The organism is Aminobacter sp. MSH1 (assembly GCF_003071665.1).
Taxonomy (GTDB): domain Bacteria; phylum Pseudomonadota; class Alphaproteobacteria; order Rhizobiales; family Rhizobiaceae; genus Aminobacter; species Aminobacter niigataensis.
The window spans coordinates 640,001-661,941 of record NZ_CP026265.1 but is presented as its reverse complement, the minus strand read 5'-3'; the positions used below and the strand labels follow the sequence as shown (position 1 = coordinate 661,941).

General features: G+C 64.8%; 17 protein-coding genes (1 of these 17 cut by a window edge). 11 read left to right on the top strand and 6 right to left on the bottom strand.

Translation table 11 applies throughout. The features are described 5' to 3' along the window. Nucleotides 1–8: 8 nt before the first annotated feature. Together CO731_RS03150 and CO731_RS03145 are read right to left on the bottom strand one after the other, a co-directional pair. Entirely contained in the window at nucleotides 9–1,562 is a 1,554-nt protein-coding gene (locus tag CO731_RS03150; protein ID WP_108605915.1) for an alpha/beta fold hydrolase, read from the bottom strand. 135 nt (nucleotides 1,563–1,697) lie between these two features. Further along, a complete protein-coding gene (locus tag CO731_RS03145) occupies nucleotides 1,698–3,875 on the bottom strand; it encodes a malate synthase G (protein WP_108605914.1) in 2,178 nt (725 codons plus the stop codon). A 186-nt stretch (nucleotides 3,876–4,061) separates the two neighbouring features. Here CO731_RS03145 and CO731_RS03140 point away from each other — a divergent pair, with 186 nt between their 5' ends. Together CO731_RS03140 and puuE are read left to right on the top strand one after the other, a co-directional pair. After that, nucleotides 4,062–4,994 (top strand): TIM barrel protein, encoded by a 933-nt coding sequence (locus tag CO731_RS03140; protein WP_108605913.1) that lies wholly within the window; start codon nucleotides 4,062–4,064, stop codon nucleotides 4,992–4,994. Between the two features lie 131 nt (nucleotides 4,995–5,125). Continuing rightward, a complete protein-coding gene (gene puuE / locus CO731_RS03135; RefSeq protein ID WP_108605912.1) occupies nucleotides 5,126–6,532 on the top strand; it encodes an allantoinase PuuE in 1,407 nt (468 codons plus the stop codon). Nucleotides 6,533–6,736: 204 nt separating this feature from the next. Here puuE and CO731_RS03130 read toward each other — a convergent pair whose 3' ends face one another. Further along, entirely contained in the window at nucleotides 6,737–7,447 is a 711-nt protein-coding gene (locus tag CO731_RS03130) for a GntR family transcriptional regulator (protein WP_055982286.1), read from the bottom strand. 345 nt (nucleotides 7,448–7,792) lie between these two features. Beyond that, a complete protein-coding gene (locus CO731_RS03125; RefSeq protein ID WP_108605911.1) occupies nucleotides 7,793–8,560 on the bottom strand; it encodes an aspartate/glutamate racemase family protein in 768 nt (255 codons plus the stop codon). A 487-nt stretch (nucleotides 8,561–9,047) separates the two neighbouring features. On the opposite strand from CO731_RS03125, the gene CO731_RS03120 reads away from it, so the two are divergent. Genes CO731_RS03120 through CO731_RS03095 form a run of 6 tightly spaced genes read left to right on the top strand, consistent with a single transcriptional unit; the run spans nucleotide 9,048 to nucleotide 15,480 of the window. After that, complete coding sequence (locus CO731_RS03120) at nucleotides 9,048–10,625, top strand: ABC transporter substrate-binding protein (protein ID WP_159091541.1); 1,578 nt, start codon at nucleotides 9,048–9,050, stop codon at nucleotides 10,623–10,625. A gap of 12 nt (nucleotides 10,626–10,637) precedes the next feature. Beyond that, nucleotides 10,638–11,681, top strand: a complete 1,044-nt coding sequence (locus CO731_RS03115) for an ABC transporter permease (RefSeq protein WP_108605909.1) — start codon at nucleotides 10,638–10,640, stop codon at nucleotides 11,679–11,681. After that, entirely contained in the window at nucleotides 11,678–12,532 is an 855-nt protein-coding gene (locus CO731_RS03110) for an ABC transporter permease (protein WP_108605908.1), read from the top strand. The genes CO731_RS03115 and CO731_RS03110 overlap by 4 nt, the downstream gene beginning before the upstream one ends. A 1-nt stretch (nucleotide 12,533) precedes the next feature. After that, entirely contained in the window at nucleotides 12,534–13,550 is a 1,017-nt protein-coding gene (locus CO731_RS03105; RefSeq protein WP_245439598.1) for an ABC transporter ATP-binding protein, read from the top strand. Between the two features lie 2 nt (nucleotides 13,551–13,552). Beyond that, complete coding sequence (locus tag CO731_RS03100) at nucleotides 13,553–14,371, top strand: ATP-binding cassette domain-containing protein (RefSeq protein ID WP_108605907.1); 819 nt, start codon at nucleotides 13,553–13,555, stop codon at nucleotides 14,369–14,371. 20 nt (nucleotides 14,372–14,391) lie between these two features. Then, nucleotides 14,392–15,480, top strand: coding sequence for a sugar phosphate isomerase/epimerase family protein (locus CO731_RS03095; RefSeq protein ID WP_108605906.1), 1,089 nt, complete (start codon nucleotides 14,392–14,394; stop codon nucleotides 15,478–15,480). Between the two features lie 162 nt (nucleotides 15,481–15,642). Here CO731_RS03095 and tdh read toward each other — a convergent pair whose 3' ends face one another. Both tdh and CO731_RS03085 read right to left on the bottom strand, forming a co-directional pair. Continuing rightward, nucleotides 15,643–16,665 carry an L-threonine 3-dehydrogenase gene (tdh, locus tag CO731_RS03090; RefSeq protein ID WP_108605905.1) on the bottom strand — a complete coding sequence of 341 codons (1,023 nt, stop codon included), beginning with the start codon at nucleotides 16,663–16,665 and terminating at the stop codon, nucleotides 15,643–15,645. A gap of 17 nt (nucleotides 16,666–16,682) precedes the next feature. Next, a complete protein-coding gene (locus CO731_RS03085) occupies nucleotides 16,683–17,885 on the bottom strand; it encodes a glycine C-acetyltransferase (RefSeq protein ID WP_108605904.1) in 1,203 nt (400 codons plus the stop codon). Nucleotides 17,886–18,037: 152 nt separating this feature from the next. Between CO731_RS03085 and CO731_RS03080 the strand changes: the two genes are divergently transcribed. The 3 genes from CO731_RS03080 to CO731_RS28945 all read left to right on the top strand — a co-directional run. Continuing rightward, nucleotides 18,038–18,619, top strand: coding sequence for an XRE family transcriptional regulator (locus CO731_RS03080; protein WP_108605903.1), 582 nt, complete (start codon nucleotides 18,038–18,040; stop codon nucleotides 18,617–18,619). 121 nt (nucleotides 18,620–18,740) lie between these two features. Then, a complete protein-coding gene (locus CO731_RS29180) occupies nucleotides 18,741–19,553 on the top strand; it encodes a hydantoinase/oxoprolinase family protein (protein ID WP_245439596.1) in 813 nt (270 codons plus the stop codon). A gap of 13 nt (nucleotides 19,554–19,566) precedes the next feature. After that, on the top strand, nucleotides 19,567–21,941 hold the 5' portion of the coding sequence (locus CO731_RS28945) for a hydantoinase B/oxoprolinase family protein (RefSeq protein WP_245439593.1). Its footprint extends 673 nt past the window's final position; the window shows 2,375 of its 3,048 coding nt (coding positions 1–2,375); the start codon lies at nucleotides 19,567–19,569; its stop codon lies off the right edge, out of view.

The following is a 21,941-nucleotide window of genomic DNA, read 5'->3' as shown; positions in this document are numbered from 1 at the left end:
CCGTGCTTTCAGCCGCGCGCTGCGAGCCAGTCCCTGACGATCTCGACATCGGCCGCCTCGAATGCGTGACCGGACGGGATCGTGCGGGCGTCGACATTGGCGCCGGCGTCGAGCAGCAGGCCGACGAGGTCGGGGCCGAAATTGCTGAACACGTCGACGTTGCCGGCAACGAGCAGGGCTTCGACATCCGACAAATCGGCGGCTGGAGGTTGCTCGAGCACCATGGCTGGCCGAAGCAGCACGGCGCGTCGGATCAGGTGCGGGTGCAGCAGCATGGTTGCGGCGATCATGTTGGCGCCGTTGGAATGCCCGAGGAAGACGAGCTTCTCGGGATCGATGCGGTAGGCATCCACGGCATCCTCGATGAAAGCGGCGAGCGCTTCGGCCTCCGACCTGATGTCGGCCTGGTCGAATTTGCTTGCTGAAAGGCGACGGAACCAGCGCGGCGTGCCCTCGTCGGTGGCGCGGCCGCGCAGGGCGAGCAGTGTCGCGTGTGGTGCTGCCTTGGCCGCAAACGGCAGCAGGCTGGTCTCGTTGCCGCCCGACCCGTGCAGCAGGACGATGACGCTGCCGTCGGCATTTCCCGGCGTGTAGAAACGGTGGACGAAGGGCAGGTCGCGATAGATCACCCGCTCCTCGCCGGGCCAGGAGAACTGCGGCAGCATTGTCAGCAGCTCGTCGATCTTGTCGGCCCGCTCCGGCGGCACGAAGAGCTGCGTGCCCATCGTTTCGACCGGTTCGTCGATCGCCATGCCGGGACCGTCCGTCGCCAGTTCGAACAGGGTGCCGCCCGGCTCGCGGACATAGAGCGAGTAGAAATATTTGCGGTCGTGGACATTGGTGATGGTTGAGTTGCTGGAGGCGAGTTCGCCATGCACCCGCTCCACCTCGTCGGTGTCCCTGGCGCGAAAGGCGATGTGGTCGATGGTGCCGGTGCCCGGCGCGCTCGTCCAGAAACCCTTGGCATCCCTGATGTCGATGATGTCGCCGCTGTCGGAGACAAGGCGCCGGATGAACTCGGTGCTTTGCATCGGCTGATAGCCGAAATGCCGGGTGACGAAGCTCTCGGTCAGTTCCGGCACCTCGCTCATGATCGTGGCGCCGCGGATGCGCCGGATCGCGTGTTCGGCAGGCACGCCGCTGCCCTCCCAGATTTCGGGCGCCGCAAAGCCGCTGACGCCGACGAGCTTGACGATCACCCCGTCGGGGTCCTTGAGCCTGAGCGTTGGTTCGCCCATCTCGTCGACGGGGCCTGATATCTCGACATGGTGGGAGAGCGCCCGGGTCAGCCAGAAGCCGATGCTCGACGGTTCGATGGCGAGCGAAATCTCGCTCGGCTGGCCATGGCCGACACGCCCCCGGGCGCCATCCTCCCAAACCAGGAAGGTAATCAGCGAGCCCGGGCTGGCAGCACCGTCGCCGTAGAACAGGTGCAGCTGGGTGGCATCCTCATAGCCGCCGGTCTGCTTGACCAGCCGCAGGCCGAGGAAGCCGACATAGAAATCGACATTGGCCTGCACCTTGCGGGTGATGAGCGTGATGTGGTGGATTCCGGTGCCCATGATGCACTCCCGGTCGATGCTGCGTCGACCGACATTTCACCAGCGTGCCGACCAGTGCAACCGACGATCGGACTTGCTCATGCAAAAAAGGCCCCGCACGGTGAACGGGGCCTTCGGCAAAGATAACTTGCCTGATCAGGCGGAAAGCGCCTTGGCCTCGCGGCGGCGGGCATGCAGCACATGCTCGGTATAGCCGTTCGGCTGGGTGCGGCCGGTGAACACCAGGTCTTCAGCCGCCTTGAAGGCCGGGCTGTCGAAGCCGGGCGCCAGTGGCTTGTAGCCTTCCGTCGCGGCATTCTGCCTGTCGACTACGGCGGCCATGCGCTGCATCGTCTCGCGCACCTGCCCTTCGCTGACGATGCCGTGGTGCAGCCAGTTGGCGACATGCTGGCTGGCGATGCGCAGCGTGGCGCGGTCTTCCATCAGCCGCACATTGTCGAGGTCGGGCACCGTCGACACGCCGACGCCCTGGCCGACCCAGCGCACAACATAGCCGAGCAGGCCTTGCAGATTGTTTTCCAACTCAGCCTTGATCTCCTCGGCCGAGTAGCTGCGCGTTGCCAGCGGAATGGTCAGCAGGTCGGCGAGCGACGTCTGCTCCTTGCCGCGCAGCTGGTCCTGGACGGCTGCCACGTCGACCAGGTGATAGTGCATGGCGTGCAGCACCGCCGCCGTTGGCGTCGGCACCCAGGCCGTGCTGGCACCAGCGCCGGGGTGGGCGACCTTCTTCTTGATCAGTCCCGCCATCTGGTCGGGTGCCGCCCACATGCCCTTGCCGATCTGGGCGCGGCCGGGAAGGTTGCGGGCAATGCCGACATCGACATTGTTCGCCTCATAGGCCTTGAGCCAGGTCGCCGATGCCATCTCGGCCTTGCGCTGCATCGGGCCGGCTTCCATCGAGGTGTGGATCTCGTCGCCGGTGCGGTCGAGGAAACCGGTGTTGATGAACACCGTGCGGTCGCGCACCTTGGAAAGGCAGGCGGCAAGGTTGGCCGAGGTGCGGCGTTCTTCGTCCATGACACCGATCTTCATGGTGTATTTGGGCAGGCCGACGAGTTCCTCGATGCGCTTGAACAGCGCATCCGACAGGCCGACTTCATCGGGGCCGTGCATCTTGGGCTTCACGACATAGACCGAGCCGGTGCGGCTGTTGCGCACCGTGTTTTCGCCGCGGATGTCCTGTGCCGCACTCGCCACCGTGATGGCTGCGTCGAGGATCGCCTCGGGCACCGGGTTGCCGGCTTCGTCGAGCACGGCGTCGGTGAACATGTGGTGGCCGACATTGCGCACCAGCATCGTCGAGCGGCCGTGGAGCACAAGCTCGCCACCGCCGGGCGCGGTGAAGACACGGTCTTCGACCAGGCGGCGCGTGACGGTCTTGCCGTCCTTGGTGAACTCGGAGCTCAGGCTGCCGTCCATCAGGCGCTGCCAGCTGCGGTAGACCGCAACCTTGTCTTCGGCGTCGACGGCCGAGACCGCGTCCTCGAGGTCCATGATGATCGAGACCGCCGCCTCGATGACGACGTCGGCGATGCCGGCTGCGTCCAGCGCGCCCACTGCGTGTTCGCGGTCGAACACCAGCTCGACATGCAGGCCGTTGTTGACCAACAGCACGCTCTTGGGCTCGTGGCGGGGACCGGTGAATCCGGCAAGCTGGCCCACAGACTTGAGCCCGGTCTTGCTGCCGTCGGCGAGGCTCACCTGCAGCTTGCCGCGCTCGACGATATAGCTAGTGGCGTCGGCATGGCTGCTCTGGGCCAGCGGTACGGCCTGGTCGAGGAATTCGCGAACGCGGGCGATGACGCGGCTCGCGCGAACAGGATTGAAGGTCTTGCTGCGCTCGGCACCGTCGGTCTCGGCGATGGCATCGGTGCTGTAGAATGCGTCGTAGAGCGAACCCCAGCGCGCATTGGCGGCGTTGAGGGCGTAGCGCGCATTGGACAACGGCACCACCAGCTGCGGGCCGGCGATGGTGCCGATCTCGGCGTCGACGTTCTTGGTCGCGACCTGATAGGCGTCGGCCGCGGGTGCGGGAACCAGATAGCCGATCTCGCGCAGGAACTGCTCGTAGCCGGCGGAGTCATGCCCCTGGCCCTTGCGGTCGCGATGCCAGGTGTCGATCCTGGCCTGGAGGTCGCCGCGTATGGCGAGCAGCTCGTGATGCCTGGGCGCGAGGTCGCGGATGATCTCGGCAAGGCCGGCCCAGAATGCTGCCGGCTCGAGGCGCGCCGAAGTCAGCACCTCGGTGTCGACGAAGGCGCGCAGCGCCGGATGGACTGAAAGGCCGGCGACGCTTTCATAGGTCTTGGTCATGGGGTGCTCCTTCGATACGCGCGAGAGGCGGGCAGTTCTGTACGATGCTGATGACAGTGATTGTATCCATTGACAAGCATTTTTTGATACAAGATAGTATCCAAGTGCCTAGATTGCCGGGGTCGTCGCGCATCCGATGCGCCCAGGCGGTCGCTGCGCACCCATTCTCTCCGGCGAGGCGGCAGCATGATCGGCATCATCAAGAGTTCATTGCCTGACGGACGCAGCCTGGCTGCGGTCGAGGCGTTGCAGGCTGCAAGCCAGTTGGGTCTGCAGGGACTGCTGTTCAACTCGCTGTTCGACATCAGCCCGACGCTCGATCCGGCCGAACTGCACGCCGTGCGCCAGGAGGCCGACCGGCTGGGGCTCGAAATCTCGTCGATGCTCGGCATCGTCAATCCGGCGCTGCCGGCGCGCAGCCAGCCGATCATCGATGCCGGTGCCGGCGACCTGGAAGCCGGTGTCAGGCGCCTGGTCGAACTGGCGGCAGGTATCGGCATCCACGACATGTTCTTCCTCATCGGCATGATCGAGGACCGCTTCGAGGCGCCGGTCTCCTGGCAGGCGCAGTTCGATGGGGTCACTGAAATGCTGGCGCGCTGCGCGCCGCTGCTGCGCCAGCACGGCTCGAAGTTGCTGCTCAAGACCCATGAGGAGGTCACCACCCCGGAGGTCGTGGCCCTGGTCGAAAAGGTCGGGCCGGATGTACTTGGCATAGCCTTCGACCCGGTCAATGTGCTGTGCCGCCTCGAGGATCCGGTCGCCGCGGCAAGGCGCGTCGCGCCCTATGCCGCCCAGCTCTATGTCGACGACGCCGTGGTGCGGTTCCAGGAGAATGGCATCCGCCGCTTCCTCGCGCCGCTCGGCGAGGGTTTTGTCGACTGGGACGCGATCCTGCCGCTGATGCCCGACGCGAAGGTCTGGATCGAGATGCATGCCGGCCAGTTTGCCATGCCGGTATTCGATTCGGACTGGCTGCGCATGCAGCCTGAAGTCGCACTGAACGAATTCGCCGCGGTGCTGGCCATGGCGGCGAAATTCGGCGCGCAAAAGGTGCCCTGGGACCAGGCCGATCGCGTCGCGCGGCTACCGCAAGCCCTGCGCCGGCTGCTTCCGTGATGATGTCCACGCCGAGACATTGGATACAATTCTAGTGATGACCGGCCTTAAGGCGAGATGCCGCCGGCGCCGGCCTCCACTCAATCATTTCGCGCGGCAGGCGGCCGCGCGCCCAAGCTCAGGAGACATTCATGCGATACCCCAGGGACATGCGCGGTTACGGCGCCAATCCGCCTCACGCCAACTGGCCGGACGGCGCCCATGTCGCCGTCCAGTTCGTGCTCAACTATGAAGAGGGCGGCGAAAACAACATCCTCCACGGCGATGCCGCGAGCGAAGCCTTCCTGTCGGAAATCCCCGGTGCCGCGCAGTGGCCGGGGCAGCGCCATTGGAACATGGAGTCGGTCTACGAATACGGCGCCCGCGCCGGCTTCTGGCGGCTGCACCGGCTGTTCACCGACCTCGACGTGCCTGTCACCGTTTATGGCGTCGCCACCGCCTTGATGCGCGCGCCCGAACAGCTGCGCGCCATGCAGCAGGCCGACTGGGAGATCGCCAGCCACGGCTACAAATGGGTCGAGCACAAGGACATGCCGGCCGAAGAAGAGCGCGGCCAGATCCAGGAGGCGGTCCGCCTGCACACGCTGGCCACGGGTTTGCGCCCGACCGGCTGGTACACCGGCCGTTGCTCGGTCAACACCGTCGACCTCGTCTCCGAGGAAGGCGGTTTCGACTACGTTTCCGACACCTATGATGACGACCTGCCCTACTGGCGCGAACATCAGGGCAAGGAGCAACTGATCATCCCCTACACGCTCGAAGCCAACGACATGCGCTTCGGCACGCCGAACGGCTTCAATTCGGGCGACCAGTTCTTTGCCTACCTCAAGGACACGTTCGACTATCTCTACGCCGAAGGTGCCGCCGGCCGGCCGAAGATGTTCTCCATCGGCCTGCATTGCCGCCTCGTCGGCCGCGCCGGGCGTATCGCCGCGCTCAAGCGCTTCATCGAGTATGTGCAGAGCCACGACAAGGTGTGGGTCGCGCGCCGCATCGACATCGCCCATCACTGGACCAGGGAACATCCCTACGCCAAGCCGACGCTGGTGCCGTCGAAGATGGACAAGGCCGGCTTTGTCGAAAAGTTCGGTCAGTGCTTCCGCAACGGTGCCCTGCTCGCCGAGCGCGCCTTCGACGGCGAGCTGGGGCCGGTGAACGACAGCGCCTATGGCCTGTTCTTTGCGCTGCGCACACAGTTCCGTGCGGCAAGCGCTGCCGAGAAGCTCGAGGTGCTGAAGGGCTATACGCCGCTTGATCCCCGCATTCTGGCTGCAAGGATCGTCGCCGACGAAAGCCAGTCCGTCAGCCTCGATGTCATGACGGACGGCCAGCAGAAGCGATTGCTGGAACTGCTCGGCATCTACGAAACCAAGTTCGGGTTCGGCGCCATCTTCGTGGTGCGCAACTACACCACCGCATCGCTGCTGGCGTCGCTGGAGGCGCGGCTGGAGACGGATAGCGAGACCGAGCTTGCCGTCACCTATGGCGAGGTCGAGCGTCTGGCCGAAATCCAGGTCGAGGCGCGGTTCGCGGAATAGCCCTGATTTGTAGGTATCCTTCGAGGCTCGTCCGGTGGGCGAGCTTCTCAGGATGAGGCCGTTGTGCCTCACCGAAGCTGACCAACCCCGCGCTGTTTCCAGGCCGGGGCAGTTCCTAGACTGGGCAGGCCGCACCAACGGACCTCATCCTGAGGAGCCCGCGAAAGCGGGCCTCGAAGGACGCACCCACGTACCAGCCCCGTCTCAAGCGTAGCGCGACAGGATTTCGCTGAGATTGCGCTTGGTGCGCTTGGTCTGGCCGATATTGGCCTGCTCGAACACCTGCTGAAGGTGCTCGATGATCGCATCGGCACTCGCCTTGGGGTCGCGGGCCCTCAGCGCCTGCAGGATCGCGGCATGCTCATCGACGCTGCAGTCGGTTTCCTGATGGGTGCTGTGCTGCGCCAGGATCAGCGAAGTCCGCGAAATCAACGACTTGAGAAAGCCGGCAAGCACCTCGTTGCCGGCCATGTGCGCGGCGAGCAGGTGGAACTCTCCCGACGCCACGATGGCAGCGGTGTGGTCGCCGGCGTGTCGGATGGCATGCTCATGGTGCAGGTGCTGTTCAAGGGCTGCAATCTGCTTGTCGGTGACGACGGTGGCGAGCTTGGAGAAGATCTCGCGTTCGATGGCATTGCGTGCCTCGAAGACCTGGCGGGCCTCGTCTGGCGTCGTGCTGGCGACGAAGGCGCCACGATTCTGCCGGAACTCGACCAGCGATTCGGTGTGCAGGCGGTTGAGTGCTGCGCGCACGATGGTGCGGCTGACGGAAAACAGCGAGCCGATCGATTCTTCGCTGAGTTTCGTACCGGGCGTCAGCTCGCGCGCCAGAATGGCCCTGAATAGCGCCTGGTAGATCGCATCGATCTTCGATCCGGCTTTCTCGTCGAAGTCAGTATTCGCAGCTTTAGCCATTCCCTCACCAGCCGGTTTTGCACGGGCAGCATGCAACTATGCTACGTCTCAGATGCATCGCCACCGGGCGGAAGACAAGAAAAATGCGAGCCTTGCTTCGTTGTTCGTTATGTATTAGCCGGTGTCATGCGATGCAGCCGGCACGCCGCTGCCTGCCATGCCTCCTCCACTGCAAGCCGACGCAGTGCCAGTTTGCATTGCGATCACTCTAGCACATGTTTTCTAATACAATAGCGAAATCCATTGCGCGCAATCGTAAGGAGTTTTGAATACGATTTGAAAATGCGCTGCCTTCCGGCCCCGCGCAGCATGGATGCAAAGGTCGTCGCGGCTGTTGGAAATCGATCAGCGTCCGGCGCAGCGGCGCAAGGGCGCGATGGCTGCGCCCCCGTTCAGTGCATGTGACAGAAAGGGCGACAGGCCGAGCGTTTCGGTGGCGCCGTTCTGCCCAGGGGTTGAGGCCGCCCGCGGCGTTGCTGCCAGGCGCAGTGCCTTGCCGATGGCAACACGATGCGGATCGAGGATCGGCACGCGTGACGACGCGATGATGCCGGGCAGGCTCGGGATCAGGCCGGCGCCGCCGAGCACGACACGGTCGGCGCCCAGCGCCTTTGCTTCATGTGCCAGGAAATCGGCAATCGCCGGGGTGTCGTCGGCGACGGACTCGATGGAGCGGATGCCGGCAATCTTGGCGCCGAGACCGAGCTTCAGCACCAGTTCGCCCAGCATTTCGCACCAGACGGTGCCATTGGTGGAAACCAGGGATGTTCCCGGCAATGCCGCCGCAGCCAGCAGGCCCGCTTCGGCAAAGCCGATGACCGGCAGGCCGGTCATCTCGGCGAGCGCTTCGCGGCCGGGATCGCCGAAACAGGCGAGCACGATCGCGTCGGGCTCGGCCCCTTCGGTCATCGCCTTGGCGGCCGCGTCGAGCACGGCGTGCGCGGCGATCGAAACCGCAACGCGCGTGGAGATGTAGCTGAAGCCGAAGCCTGCAGTCACGGTCTGGACTTTAGCTGCGCCCGCCGTCTCCTCGCGCACCAGCGTATCGATAACCTGGCTGACGTCGGCCGACGTGTTTGGATTGATGACGAGCAGGCGAGGCAGGCGATGCATCGGTTTCCTCTGAGAACAACGGACTTTAGCTGCCGACCCAGCCTTCACTCTCGGGGTGAAGAGAGGCGTTTGGCTGGATGACGCCCGCACCCATTTGCAGGGGCATGGTCGAACTGCAGTGCCAACTTGATATCATTGTATCATATCAGCTGTAAAGTTTGTATCCAAAAATTGCGCGCATTTTCGCCGGTGCTGCGCGCTGATTGCCTATTCTTTGGACCGCGCCATACAGTCGAAAAAGCTTCGCCATGCCGCCGACGAGTCAGGGTCGGCATCGAAGAATTTTTGCCATTTGGCCATGCCGCCGGATTCGTTGACGGTCTAGGCCATTGATTTAGAAGTGTTTTACAGCAGAGCATTCATCTCTGCCTGATTTGCATCCGTCGCCCAAAATTTGTGTATCCACTGGGGAAAAAATCGGATACAAAAAGACAGGGAGCGCCTTTGCGAAAAGGCAGAGTCAATTCAGCATATGGGAGCGACAATCATGCATGCGTTTTTCCAGGCCTTTTCGGCGCTGTCGCACAGCCGGCGGCAGTTTCTGGCGACCGTTGGCGGCGCCGCACTCGCGATTTCGGTCGGCCTTGGCGGTTCTACGGCGTTGGCCGCGGATCGCGAGCACACGATCATCGTTGGCCTCGGCGGTCAGATCAACACGCTCGACCCGCTGCGCGCCGACTACAACCAGACCAACACCATCATCAGTGCTGTCTATGATACGCTGGTGACGTACGACGACACCAAGCTGGTCGGCAGCCTGGCCACCGAATACGCCTATTCGGATGACGCCAAGTCGATCACCTTCACGCTGCGTCCCGACGTGAAGTTTCACGACGGCACCGCGCTGACCGCCAAGGATGTCGCTTACACGCTTGATCGCCTGAAGCGCCTCGGCGCCGGCGTCGCCTCGCTGATCGACGGCTACGATTCGACCACGGTCACCGACGACACGCATCTCACTATCAATCTCACCAAGCCCAACACGCTGTTCCTGCCGTCGCTGAGCAAGATCTACATCCTCAATTCCGCGCTGGTCACCGCCAATGCGGCCGCCGACGACGGCCAGGGCTGGCTCCAGGCACATGACGCCGGCTCCGGTCCTTACGTGCTGGGCGACCAGTCGCAGGCCGTGGTCATCGACCTGTTTGCGGGATATTGGGCCGCCGAGGCCGGCCGTCCCGAATCGATCGTCTTCCGCCGCATCGACGAAAGCTCGACGCGCCGCGACGAACTGCGCGCCGGCAACATCGACGTCGCCTTCGGCTTCGCCGACCGCGATGCGGCCGCCATGGCCACCGACCCGGCGCTGAAGGTGGTGCCGATCAACACCAGCTACCAGACCGAAGTCGTCTTCAACACCAAGGTCGGCCCGACCGCCGATCCCAAGGTGCGCAAGGCGCTGCGCATGGTCTACGACTATGCAGGCGGCCTGCGTGGCGTCCGCGGTGGCAACGGCAAGGTGGCCAATGGCCCGCTGCCTGCGCGCCTCGACTGCCGTCCGGAACTGCCCGAGGTGAAACGCGACCTCGAAGCTGCCAAGGCGATGCTTGCCGAGGCGGGCGCTGCCAACCTGAAGCTCAAGATGAACTTCCAGCCGGTGTTCGAGCTGCAGAAGCAGGAAGCGACGCTGTTCCAGTCCAACCTGCGCGAGATCGGCATCGACCTCGAACTCGAGCCGATCGCCTATCCGAACTACCTCGCCAGCCTGAAGGACCCGAACTCGATCCCGCAGATGATGCTGCTCGAGGACTTCGCCCAGTTCCCGGATGCCGGCATCATGCTGGTCAAGGGCTACAAGTCGGATGCCATCGGCACCAACCGCACCGGCTACGCCAATCCGGAAGTCGACAAGCTACTCGACACGGCACTCGCCACGGCCGACGACGCCAAGCGTTGCGACCTCTACAAGCAGGTCCAGACCATCCTCGACAATGACTCCGTGATGGTCGACATGTATGGTGTCTACAAGCCGGCCGCCTATCGCGTCGGCACGCTTGCCGATCTCAAGGCCAGCATGCTCGCCACGCCCGCCGAGCCGGCGGACTTCCGGCTCGCCAAGCCGTAAGCGAGGTCTGAGATGCTCGCGTTCCGCGCCTATTCCTGGTTTCTGTCCCGACGCCTGGGCCTTGCATTGCTGACCCTTTGGGGGCTGGCTTCGCTGGTCTTCCTGATGATCAAGCTCATGCCCGGCGACGAGGCCCAGATGGCCGCCGGCGCGGACGCTTCCGCCGCACAGATCGAGGCGGTGCGTGAAAGGCTGGGGCTCGATGCCCCGGTCATCATGCAGTATTTCAGCTTCCTGGGTCGCCTCCTGCGCGGCGACCTGGGCACTTCCATCGTCACGCTCCAGCCTGTTTTGGCCGACCTGGAGAAGGTCCTGCCAAGCACGCTGGAACTCGTCTTCATCGCCATGCTGCTCAATCTGACCGTGGCTATCCCGGCCGGCATCGTTGCCGCCTACCGCCAGGGCGGCGTCTTTGACGCGACCAGCCGCATCACGGCTGTCATGCTCGGCGGCATGCCCGCCTTCTGGCTGGCGCTGGTTCTGCAATATGTGCTGGGCAGCGTCTGGCGCGTGGTGCCGATCTCGGGCCAGCAGAGCTACGGCATGGCGTCGCCGATCGTCACTGGCGCACCGACGCTCGACGCGCTGATGGCGCTCAATTTCGGGGCCTTCTTCGACGCCCTGCACCACATCATCCTGCCGGCAGCCGTGCTGGCGGCGCTCTTTGCAACGCAGATCTTCCGCACCTTGCGTGCGTCGCTGCTTGGCGTCCTGCGCTCCGACTTCATCATGGCCGTGCGCGCCAAGGGTGCCACGGCCCGCCACATGCTGGTGCGCCACGCTCTGCCCAACAGCCTCAACCCGGTGCTGACGCTTTCGGGCACACAGGCCGGCGCGATGATCGGTTCGGCCGTGTTGGTCGAGACCGTCTTTGCCCGCCAGGGCATCGGCGCCTACATGTTCAATGCCGTCGCCCAGAAGGATGCCTTCGCTGTGCTGGGCTCGGTGATGTTCATCGGCACCGTCGTCTGCCTCGTCAATCTCGTCGTCGACATCCTCCAGCTTCTGGTCGACCCGCGCATCCGCGCCGCACAACTGGGGAGCCAAGGCCAATGACCGCCCCTGCCATCGCCCAGCCGGCAGCCCGCCGCAAGGAAGGCTTCTCGGCCTTCGAGATTTTCGTCTTCTCGCTTGTCGTCGCGCTGCTCGCCATTGCCATCTTCGGGCCGCTCCTGGCGCCTGACAGCATCTACAGTTCCGACATCGCCAATTCGCTGATGCCGCCGAGTGCCGCGAACTGGTTCGGCACCGACGACCAGGGCCGCGACGTGTTCTGGCGCCTGATCGTCGGCGCCCAGACGACACTGCTCTCGGCCTTCCTGGTGGTGACGCTCTATTCCCTGATCGGCGTTACCCTCGCCACCGTCGCCGCCGCCGGCCCGCGCTGGCTCGACGAGGCGCTGATGCGCGTTACCGACATTGGCCTCGCGCTACCTGGCATGATCGTGGCGCTCGGTTTTGCTGCCGCCATGGGTGCCAGCCTGCGTTCGGCGGTCATCGCCATGGCCATCACCGGCTGGCCGATCACCGCCCGCATGCTGCGCGGCATCATGCGCCAGACGATGGAGCAGCCCTTCGTCGCCGGCGCCCAGGTGCTGGGCGTGTCGAAATGGCGGCTGATGACCAAGCATGTGCTGCCCAATTCGCTCGACGTCTTGATCGTCAAATGGGCCGGCGACATCGGCACCACGGTGCTGGTGCTGGCCAGCCTGTCCTTCATCGGTGTCGGCGCCCAGCCGCCGAGTGCCGAATGGGGCGCCACCATCGCCAGCGCCCGCGGCTATGTCTCGACCGCCTGGTGGACCGTCGTCGCTCCGGGTGCAGCGGTTGCCATCACCTCGATCGCCTTCGGCCTTCTGGGCGACATCATCCAGGTCCGCCGCGATCCTTCCTTGAGGGGCAACTGAGATGAAGACAGTACATCCCTTGCCGGACGCAGCTTCCGTAGTTCCGGTTCGCCAGCCACTCATCAGCGTCGACAAGCTCACTGTCGACATGCCGCTCGGTCGCAGCGGGTCGAGCGTCCGCATCGTCGACGGCGTCGACTTCACCATCGGTGTCGGCGAGCGCGTCGCGCTCGTCGGCGAGTCCGGTTCGGGCAAGTCGCTGACGGCGCGCGCCCTGATGCGGCTCGACCGCCTCGCCAAGCTGTCCGGCCGGGTCGATTTCGATGGCACCGACCTGCTCAAGCTTTCCGACCGCGACATGGGCAAGCTGCGCGGCAGCTCCATCGCCATGGTCTTCCAGGACCCGATGAGTTTCCTCGACCCGCTGATGACCATCGGCGACCAGGTTGCCGAGACGTTGCGCATCCGCGGCGTCGGCAAGGCCGAGGCGCGCAATCGGGCACTCGCCGTGCTCGACGAGCTTGGCGTCGACCGCGCCGCCGAACGGCTCGATGCCTATCCGCATGAATTCTCCGGCGGCATGCGCCAGCGCGTCGTGCTCGCCATGGCGCTGGTGGGCGAGCCGCGCCTGCTGATCGCCGACGAGCCGACGACCGCACTCGACGTGCGCGTCCAGGACCAGGTTCTCGACCTGCTCGACGACGTCTCGACGCGACGCGGCCTGGCGGTGCTGTTCATCACCCACGATCTCGGCGTCGTCGCCGGCTTCGCCGAGCGCGTCATGGTCATGTATTCGGGTCGCATCGTCGAAGACGGCGAGGTCGCCAGCGTCTTCGCCAAGCCGAGCCATCCTTACACGCAAGGGCTGATCAAGGCGGTGCCGCGCATCGACCAGGATCTCAACACGCTTTACGCCATCCCCGGCGCGCCGCCGCCGCCGCTGGCCCGGCCGAGCGGCTGCCCGTTCCACCCGCGCTGCGACCAGCGTTTCGGCCGCTGCGGCGTTGATTTGCCCGCGCTGCAGCCGGTCGGCATGTCGCGTGTTGCCTGCCACCTGCTCGACGGGAAGGGTGCCTGATCATGCTCATGTCCATCGACAGCATCAGCAAGTCGTACAACGCCTTCCCGAACCCGCCGGCCAAGGTGCTGCACGACGTGACGCTCAACGTCGACACCGGCGAGGCCATCGGCCTGGTCGGCGAATCCGGTTCCGGCAAGTCGACCATCGCCAAGTGCATGCTGGCGCTGATCAAGCCGGAAGAGGGCGCGATCACCTATGACGGCATCGACGTGATCCACGCCAGGGGCGAGGATCTCAGGCGCTTCCGCCGCGAAGTGCAGATGGTGTTCCAGGATCCTTACGGCAGTCTCAACCCGCGTATGACGGTGGAGGAGCTGATCGGCGAGGGCCTGCTGATCCACAAGCTCGAACCGACGGCAGCGGCACGGCGTGCCCGCGTCGCCGAGATGATGGAGATGGTCGGCCTCAATCCCAACGACATGGACCGCTACACGCGTTCCTTCTCCGGCGGCCAGCGCCAGCGCATTGCCATCGCCCGGGCGCTTGTCATCCGCCCGCGCATCCTTGTCTGCGATGAACCGGTGGCGGCGCTCGACGTCTCGGTGCAGGCGCAGGTCATCAACCTGCTGCAGGACATGCAGAAGAAGCTCAACCTCGCCATCGTCTTTGTGGCGCACGACCTCGCCGTCGTCCGCCACCTCTGCGAAAAGATCGTCGTGCTGCACAAGGGCAAGGTGGTCGAGCAGGGCACGCGCGAGCAGATCTTCGACAACCCGCAGATGCCCTACACCCAGTCGCTGCTCGCAGCCGTGCCGGTGCCCGATCCCGTTGTCGGCCGCGCCCGCCGTGCGGCGCGCCGCCTCGAAACCGCAAACTGACAAGACTAAGGAGACTGCCGATGCGTATCGGTGTCGATGGCCGCAAGATTCCCGAAGCCGCCAAGCGCGGCCCCGTGGCCAGCTTCGACCATGCCAAGGAATTGGGCATGGAGGGCCTGTTCTTCCGCACCGTGCTCGACATGAGCCCGACGCTCGATGCCGGCTATCTAGGCGAGATCAAGCAGCGCGCCAATGAGCTCGGCATGTATCTCGAAACCGGTCTCGGCAAGGTCAACCCTTTCGCCACGCCCGAGGCGCCGGAACTGCGCCTGATCGGCGACGGCGACATCGTGCTCGGCTTCCGCCGCATGATGGAGGCCTGTGCCGCCATCGACTGCCGCGAGCTGTGGGTGGCGACCGCCAACTACAAGCCGGCTTTCACCGGCCGCTTTGCCTATGACCGTTTCCGTACCGACGTCACCTGGCGCGAGCAGCTCGACGCCACGGCGCGCTTCCTCAAGAAGCTTGCGCCGATCGCCCGCGACCTCGGCATCCACATGAATCTCGAGACGCACGAGGAGATCACCTCCTTCGAGCTGGTGCGGCTGGTCGAGGAAGTCGGGCCGGATACCACAGGCATCGTCTTCGACACGGCGAATGTGCTGCAGCGCGCCGAGCATCCGGTGTGGGCAGCGAAGCGGGTCGCGCCTTACGTGCGCCAGACCCACATCAAGGACGCGCTGATCGCCTATGATGGCGAAGTGCTCGACTTCCAGATGCGTCCCTGTGGCGGCGGCGTGGTCGATTTCCGTGCCGTCATGCCGATCCTGGCCGAGGCCAACCCGCATCTCAACCTGTCGATCGAGAACTATGAATCCTTCTCTGACCGGCCGCGCAATCCGCCCAAGATGATCATCGAGATCGCCGATCCGAAATGGCTCGAAGGCCATCCCGACCTGAGCGTCGAGGAATATGCCGACTACATGAAGATGGTGCAGGATTATGCCGCCCGCATCGCCAGCGGCGAGGTCATGGACCGCGAGAGCTTCGCCGCCTGGGCGGTGGAGAACTACCACTATGCCGAGACGGTCGCCTACATCAAGGACAGCGCCGCCCATGTCCGTGGCATCTGCGAGGAACTCGGCTTGCCGCTGAGCAAGGCCGCGTAGGCCTGTCCATCGACTGCGAAAGGCAAACCCGCGGAAGGCAGCTTCCGCGGGTTTTTTGTTTCTGCCACGCATCAGATCCCCCTCACCGTATGAAGGCCGGAGATCTCATCAAAAAGGCCGCGCAGTCGGCGCGGCCTCTTGTTCAAACGTGGCGGCAAAAGCCTACCACTCGAGCACGATCTTACCGGCCTCGCCGTTGGCGGCGTTGTGGAAGGCAGCCTGGTAGTCGTCGGCCTTCATGCGGCTGGTGATGACCTTGCGGATGTCGAGGCCGCTCTCCAGCATCGCCAGCATCTTGTGCCAGGTCTCGAACATCTCGCGGCCGTAGATGCCCTTGAGCGTGATCATCTTGAACACGATCTTGGCGAGGTCGATGGGGAAGGGCTTGGCCGGCACGCCGAGCAGGGCGATGCGGCCGCCCATCAGCGTGTGCTCGATCAACTGGTCGAAGGCGGCAGGCGAGCCGCTCATCTCGAAGCCGACGTCGAAGCCTTCGCGCATGCCGAGGCGGCCCATGGCGTCGCGCAGTTCTTCCTGGGCGACGTTGACGGGGGTGACGTCGGCCACCTGGGTGGCGAGTTCGAGGCGCTTCGGGTTGACGTCGGTGATGACGACATGGCGCGCGCCGCAGTGGCGGGCGACTGCCGCACCCATGATGCCGATGGGCCCAGCACCGGTGATCAGCACGTCCTCGCCGGCGACGTCGAAGGAAAGTGCCGTGTGTACCGCATTGCCGAGCGGGTCGAGGATGGCGCCCAGTTCGTCGTCGATCGAATCGGGCAGCGGCACCACGTTGAAGGCAGGAATGCGCACATATTCGGCGAAGGCGCCGGGCAGGTTGACGCCGATGCCTTGAGTCTCCGGATCGAGATGGTAGCGGCCGGCACGGCTGGCGCGGCTGCGCATGCCGATGACATGGCCTTCGCCCGAAACGCGCTGTCCGACCTTGAAGCCGCGCACATGCGAACCGAGTTCGACGATCTCACCGGCATATTCATGGCCGGTGACCATCGGCACCGGCACGGTCCTGGCCGCCCATTCGTCCCACTTGTAGATATGGATATCGGTGCCACAGATGCCGGTCTTGTTGACCTTGATCAGCACGTCGTCGGGGCCGACTTCCGGCACGGGCCGGTCTTCCATCCAGATGCCGGGTTCAGCCTTGGCCTTGACCAGTGCGCGCATGGGAAAACTCCTGAAAATCAGATGATGCCGAGCGACTTGCCGGCGTCGGCAAAGGCGTCGATGGCGAAGGTTATGTCCTGGTCGTCGAGGGCGGCCGACATCTGGGTGCGGATGCGCGCCTTGCCCTGCGGCACCACGGGATAGAAGAAGCCGGCGACATAGACGCCGCGCTCGTCGAGCGCCTTGGCCATTCGCTGCGCCAGCACCGCATCGCCCAGCATGACCGGAATGATCGGCGTCTCGCCCGGAAGCAGCGTGAAACCGGCCTGGGTCAGGCCTTCCCGGAAGCGCGTCGTGTGGCGGCCGAGTTTTGTGCGGAGGTCGTCTGCGGCACGGGCGATCTCAATTGCCTTCAACGAGCCTGCGGCCACTGCTGGCGCGAGGCTGTTGGAGAAGAGATAAGGGCGCGCGCGTTGGCGCAACAGGTCGATGATAGGCTGCGATGCGGCGATGAAGCCACCCATGGCGCCGCCCAGCGTCTTGCCCAGCGTGCCGGTGACGATGTCGACGCGGCTGCCGACCCCGGTCAGATCAGGCGTACCGCGGCCCTCGTCGCCGATATGGCCGGTGGCATGGCAGTCGTCGACGGCGACGATGGCGCCGTAGCGCTCGGCAAGGTCGCAGATCTGCTTCAGCTTGGCGATGTGCCCGTCCATCGAGAACACGCCGTCGGTGACGACCAGCTTGAAGCGCGCGCCGTCGGCAGCGGCCTGCCTGAGCTGGGTCTCCAGGTCGTTCATGTCGCCCTGGGCGTAGCGGAAGCGCTTAGCCTTGGAGAGCCGCACGCCGTCGATGATCGAAGCGTGGTTGAGGCTGTCGGAGATGATGGCGTCCTCGGCGCCGAGCAGCGGCTCGAACAGTGCGCCATTGGCGTCGAAGCAGGCGGCAAACAGGATGGCATCGTCCTTGCCGAGATAGTCGGCGATGGCATGCTCCAGCTCGCGGTGCAGGGTCTGGGTGCCGCAGATGAAGCGGACCGAGGCCATGCCGAAGCCGAGCTCGTCGAGGGCCGCGGCAGCCGCCTTGCGGATATCGGCATTGTCGGCGAGGCCGAGATAGTTGTTGGCGCACAGATTGACCATCTGGCGCTCGCCCGACGCGCCCTTCACCTTGATGCGCCCCGACTGCGGGCCGGTGATTTCGCGCTCGCGCTTGTAGAGGCCGTCGGCCTCGATGCCCTTGAGAACGCTCGATATGTGGGAAAGGAAATCTTGGCTCATCGGTCTCGCCATCCGTTAAGATAGAAATTCCGATATAATGGATATCGTGTTAAGTCTAGCGGAATCCAATTGGGCCAGCATACCAGACGCAAATGCCTCGCAGGACGCAAGGCACGGTGCTATCAGTGTGCCAGCTTTGGGGGAGGCCGCATATGGAAGTGAACAACGCGCCGAAGATCGGTCCGGTGCTCCAGAAGGAACGCAAGGAGCGCCATCTGACGCTTGACCGGCTGGCGGCGCTTTCAGGCGTGTCGCGCTCGATGCTGTCGCAGATCGAGCGCGGCGAGGCCAATCCGACCTTCGCGGTTCTATGGTCACTGACCCAGGCGCTCGGCATCGATTTTTCCCAGCTCATCGCGGGCGGCATCACGCACCAGCGCAAGGCCGAGGCCATCGAACTGGTGACGCTGGCGCTGACGCCGGAGATCAAGAGCCCAGACGGCGCCTGGCGGCTGCGCATCCTGAGTTCGCCCGCGCTCGCCGGTCGCGTCGAATGGTACGAGGTCGAGATCGCGCCCGGCTCCAAGCTGCAGAGTGCCCCGCACGCGCCGGGCACCTTCGAGCATCTCACGGCCTACACCGATGGCTTGCTGGTCGAGACCGAACTTGGCCGGCAGGAACTCCTGACCGGCGAGACCGCCCGCTATCGCGCCGACATCGGCCACGAGATCACCAATGGCGGCACCGAGACGGCCAGAGCGCTGATGGTCGTGCTCTACGACCAGGAGGCCTGACCCGCAACACCACAGCGTGGGACAGGCTTTCTACTCTTGACGGCACGGCAGCCCTGCCGCTTCCTCCCCGCAAGCGGTATCGTGTTCGGGCGATACCGCGACAGCGAATGGGGAGAGCGTCATGTCGGGCAAGTGGGATTTCTGGGTCGACCGTGGCGGCACCTTCACCGACGTCATCGGCCGCGACCCCCAGGGCAATCTCCATCCGCGCAAGCTGCTGTCGGAAAATCCCGAGGCCTATCGCGATGCCGCGATCCAGGGTGTCCGCGACCTGCTTGGACTGGCACCGGGCGCCGCAATCCCGGTGGGTGCCATAGGCGACATCCGCATGGGCACGACGGTCGCCACCAATGCGCTGCTCGAACGCAAGGGCGACCGAGTCCTACTTCTTATTACAAAGGGCTTCCGCGACGCGCTGCGCATCGCCTACCAGGCCAGGCCCGACATCTTCGCCAAGGAGATCATCCTGCCCGAGCAGCTCTATGAGCGCGTCGTCGAGGTCGACGAGCGGGTGCGGGTGGATGGCTGCGTCGAGCGGCTTCTGGATATCGCCGAGATCAAGCCGATCCTGATGCAGGCCAAGGCCGATGGCATCGACGCAGTTGCGATCGTCTTCATGCATGCGTGGAAGTATCCAGAGCACGAGCGCGCCGTTGCTGCCGTCTGCCGCAAATGCGGTTTCACCCAGGTCTCCGTCAGCCACGAGGTCTCGCCGCTGGTCAAGCTCGTCGGCCGTGGCGATACGACGGTGGTCGATGCCTATCTGTCGCCGATCCTGTCGCGTTATGTCAGCCAGGTGGCGGAAGAACTGGGCGCTATACCCTCCCCCTTGTGGGGAGGGTCGGACGGCGAAGCCGTACGGGGGGGGGGTGAAAGCCAGATCCACCCCCACCCCGGCACTGCGTGCCGACCCTCCCCACAAGGGGGAGGGTGAAAACCCCCGCCTCATGTTCATGATGTCTTCCGGCGGGCTCACCGCCGCCGACCTGTTCCAGGGCAAGGACGCGCTTTTGTCCGGCCCCGCCGGCGGCGTCGTCGGCATGGTCGAGACGGCCAAGCTCGCCGGCTTCGACAAGGTCATCGGCTTCGACATGGGCGGCACCTCGACCGATGTCGCCCATTATGATGGCGAGTACGAACGCAGCTTCGACACCGAGGTCGCCGGCGTCCGCGTCCGTGCGCCGATGATGCGCATCCACACGGTTGCCGCCGGTGGCGGCTCGGTGCTGCATTTCGAGGCCGGCCGCTTCCGTTGCGGGCCCGATTCCGCCGGCGCCAATCCCGGTCCCGCCTGCTACCGCCGCGGCGGCCCGCTCGCCGTCACCGACGCCAATGTCATGCTCGGCAAGCTGCAGCCCGCTTTCTTCCCGGCGATCTTCGGCACCGGCCAGGACAAGCCGATCGATGCCGGCGTGGTGCACGAAAAATTCGAAGCCCTTGCACGGGAGATCGGCGATGGCCGCAGCCCGGAAGCCGTGGCCGAGGGCTTCGTCACCATCGCCGTCGAGAACATGGCCAACGCCATCAAGAAGATCTCGGTCCAGCGCGGCTACGATGTGACGGAATATCTGCTCAACTGCTTCGGCGGCGCCGGCGGCCAGCATGCCTGCCTGGTCGCCGATGCGCTGGGCATGGAGGCGGTGCTGATCCACCCCTTTTCCGGCCTGCTGTCTGCCTATGGCATCGGTCTGTCCTCGGTCTTCGCCTCGCGCCAGCAGGCGCTGCTCAAGCCGCTGGGGGAGGAATCGCTGGCTGACATCGAAGCCTTGATAAACGACCTCCGCGCCGAGGTGCTGGCCGAACTCGCCGGTCAGGCCATCGTCGAACAGGATGTCGCCATACGGCCTGTCCTGCATGTCCGCTACGACGGCACCGACACCGCCTTGCCGGTGGGCTTCGAACATGGTTCGATCGTGGACGCAAAGGCCGCCTTCGAGGCCGCCCACAAGGCACAGTTCGGCTTTATATATAAAGACAAGCCCATCGTCGTCGAAGCGGTGGCGCTGGAAGGCCGCGACGGCAGCGCCCGCGGGCTCTCCGAACAGGAGGCCTCGCTTGAGGAAAAGCCGGCAGCCGCCTCCGAGGTGAGAAGGATGTTTACCGAGGGTGCCTGGCATGATGCCGGCATCTTCCGCCGAGCCGACATGAGCCCTGGATATAAGGTGTCAGGACCCGCTCTTATCATAGAGAGCCACCAGACCATCGTCGTCGAGCCGGGCTGGTTGGCCGAGATCACCGCGCGCAACCACGTGCTGATGCGGCGCACGGAGAAGAAGCTGCGCCGCGCCGCCATCGGCACCGCTGCCGACCCGGTCATGCTCGAGGTATTCAACAACCTGTTCATGTCGATTGCCGAGCAGATGGGGGTGACGCTGCAGAACACCGCTTATTCGGTCAACATCAAGGAGCGGCTCGATTTCTCTTGCGCCGTCTTCGACCGCACCGGTGCGCTGGTTGCCAATGCCCCGCACATGCCGGTGCATCTCGGCTCGATGGACCGCTCGGTCGAGACCATCATCCGCCTCAACGAAGGCGACATCCATCCCGGCGACGTCTTTGCGCTGAACGCTCCTTATAATGGCGGCACGCATCTGCCCGACATCACTGTCGTCACGCCGGTGTTCGAGGACCTTTCCCTCCCCCTTGAGGGAAGGGTGGCCGCGCAGCGGCCGGGTGGGGTCGTCTCCGAGAGCGGAGGCGCAGATGGTGTCTCGAGCTCTGCCGAACTGACCCCCTCCGGCGGCTCCGCCGCCACCTCCCCCTCGAGGGGGGAGGGTAAGCCCCGCATCCTGTTTTGGGTCGCCGCCCGCGGCCACCATGCCGATATCGGCGGCACCGCGCCTGGCTCGATGACGCCTCTGGCGACGACGGTCGACGAGGAAGGCGTGCTGTTCGACAATTTCCGCCTCGTCGAGCGTGGAAGATTCCGCGAAAAGGAGTTGCACCAACTCCTGACCGACCATCCCTACCCGGCCCGCAACCCGCACCAGAACATCGCCGACCTCAAGGCCCAGATCGCCGCCAACGAGAAGGGCGTGGCGGAACTGAAAAAGATGGTCGGCCATTTCGGCCTCGATGTGGTCGAGGCCTATATGGGTCACGTCCAGGACAACGCCGCCGAAAGCGTGCGGCGCGTGCTCGAACGTTTGCCGGACAGCTCCCAATATGAATACCCCACCGACACTGGCCAGGTGATCAAGGTGAAGATCTCGGTCGACCGCGCCAAGCGCAAGGCAACGGTCGACTTCACGGGCACCTCGCCGGTGATGAAGAACAACTTCAACGCGCCCGAGCCCGTCGCCCGCGCGGCCGTGCTTTATGC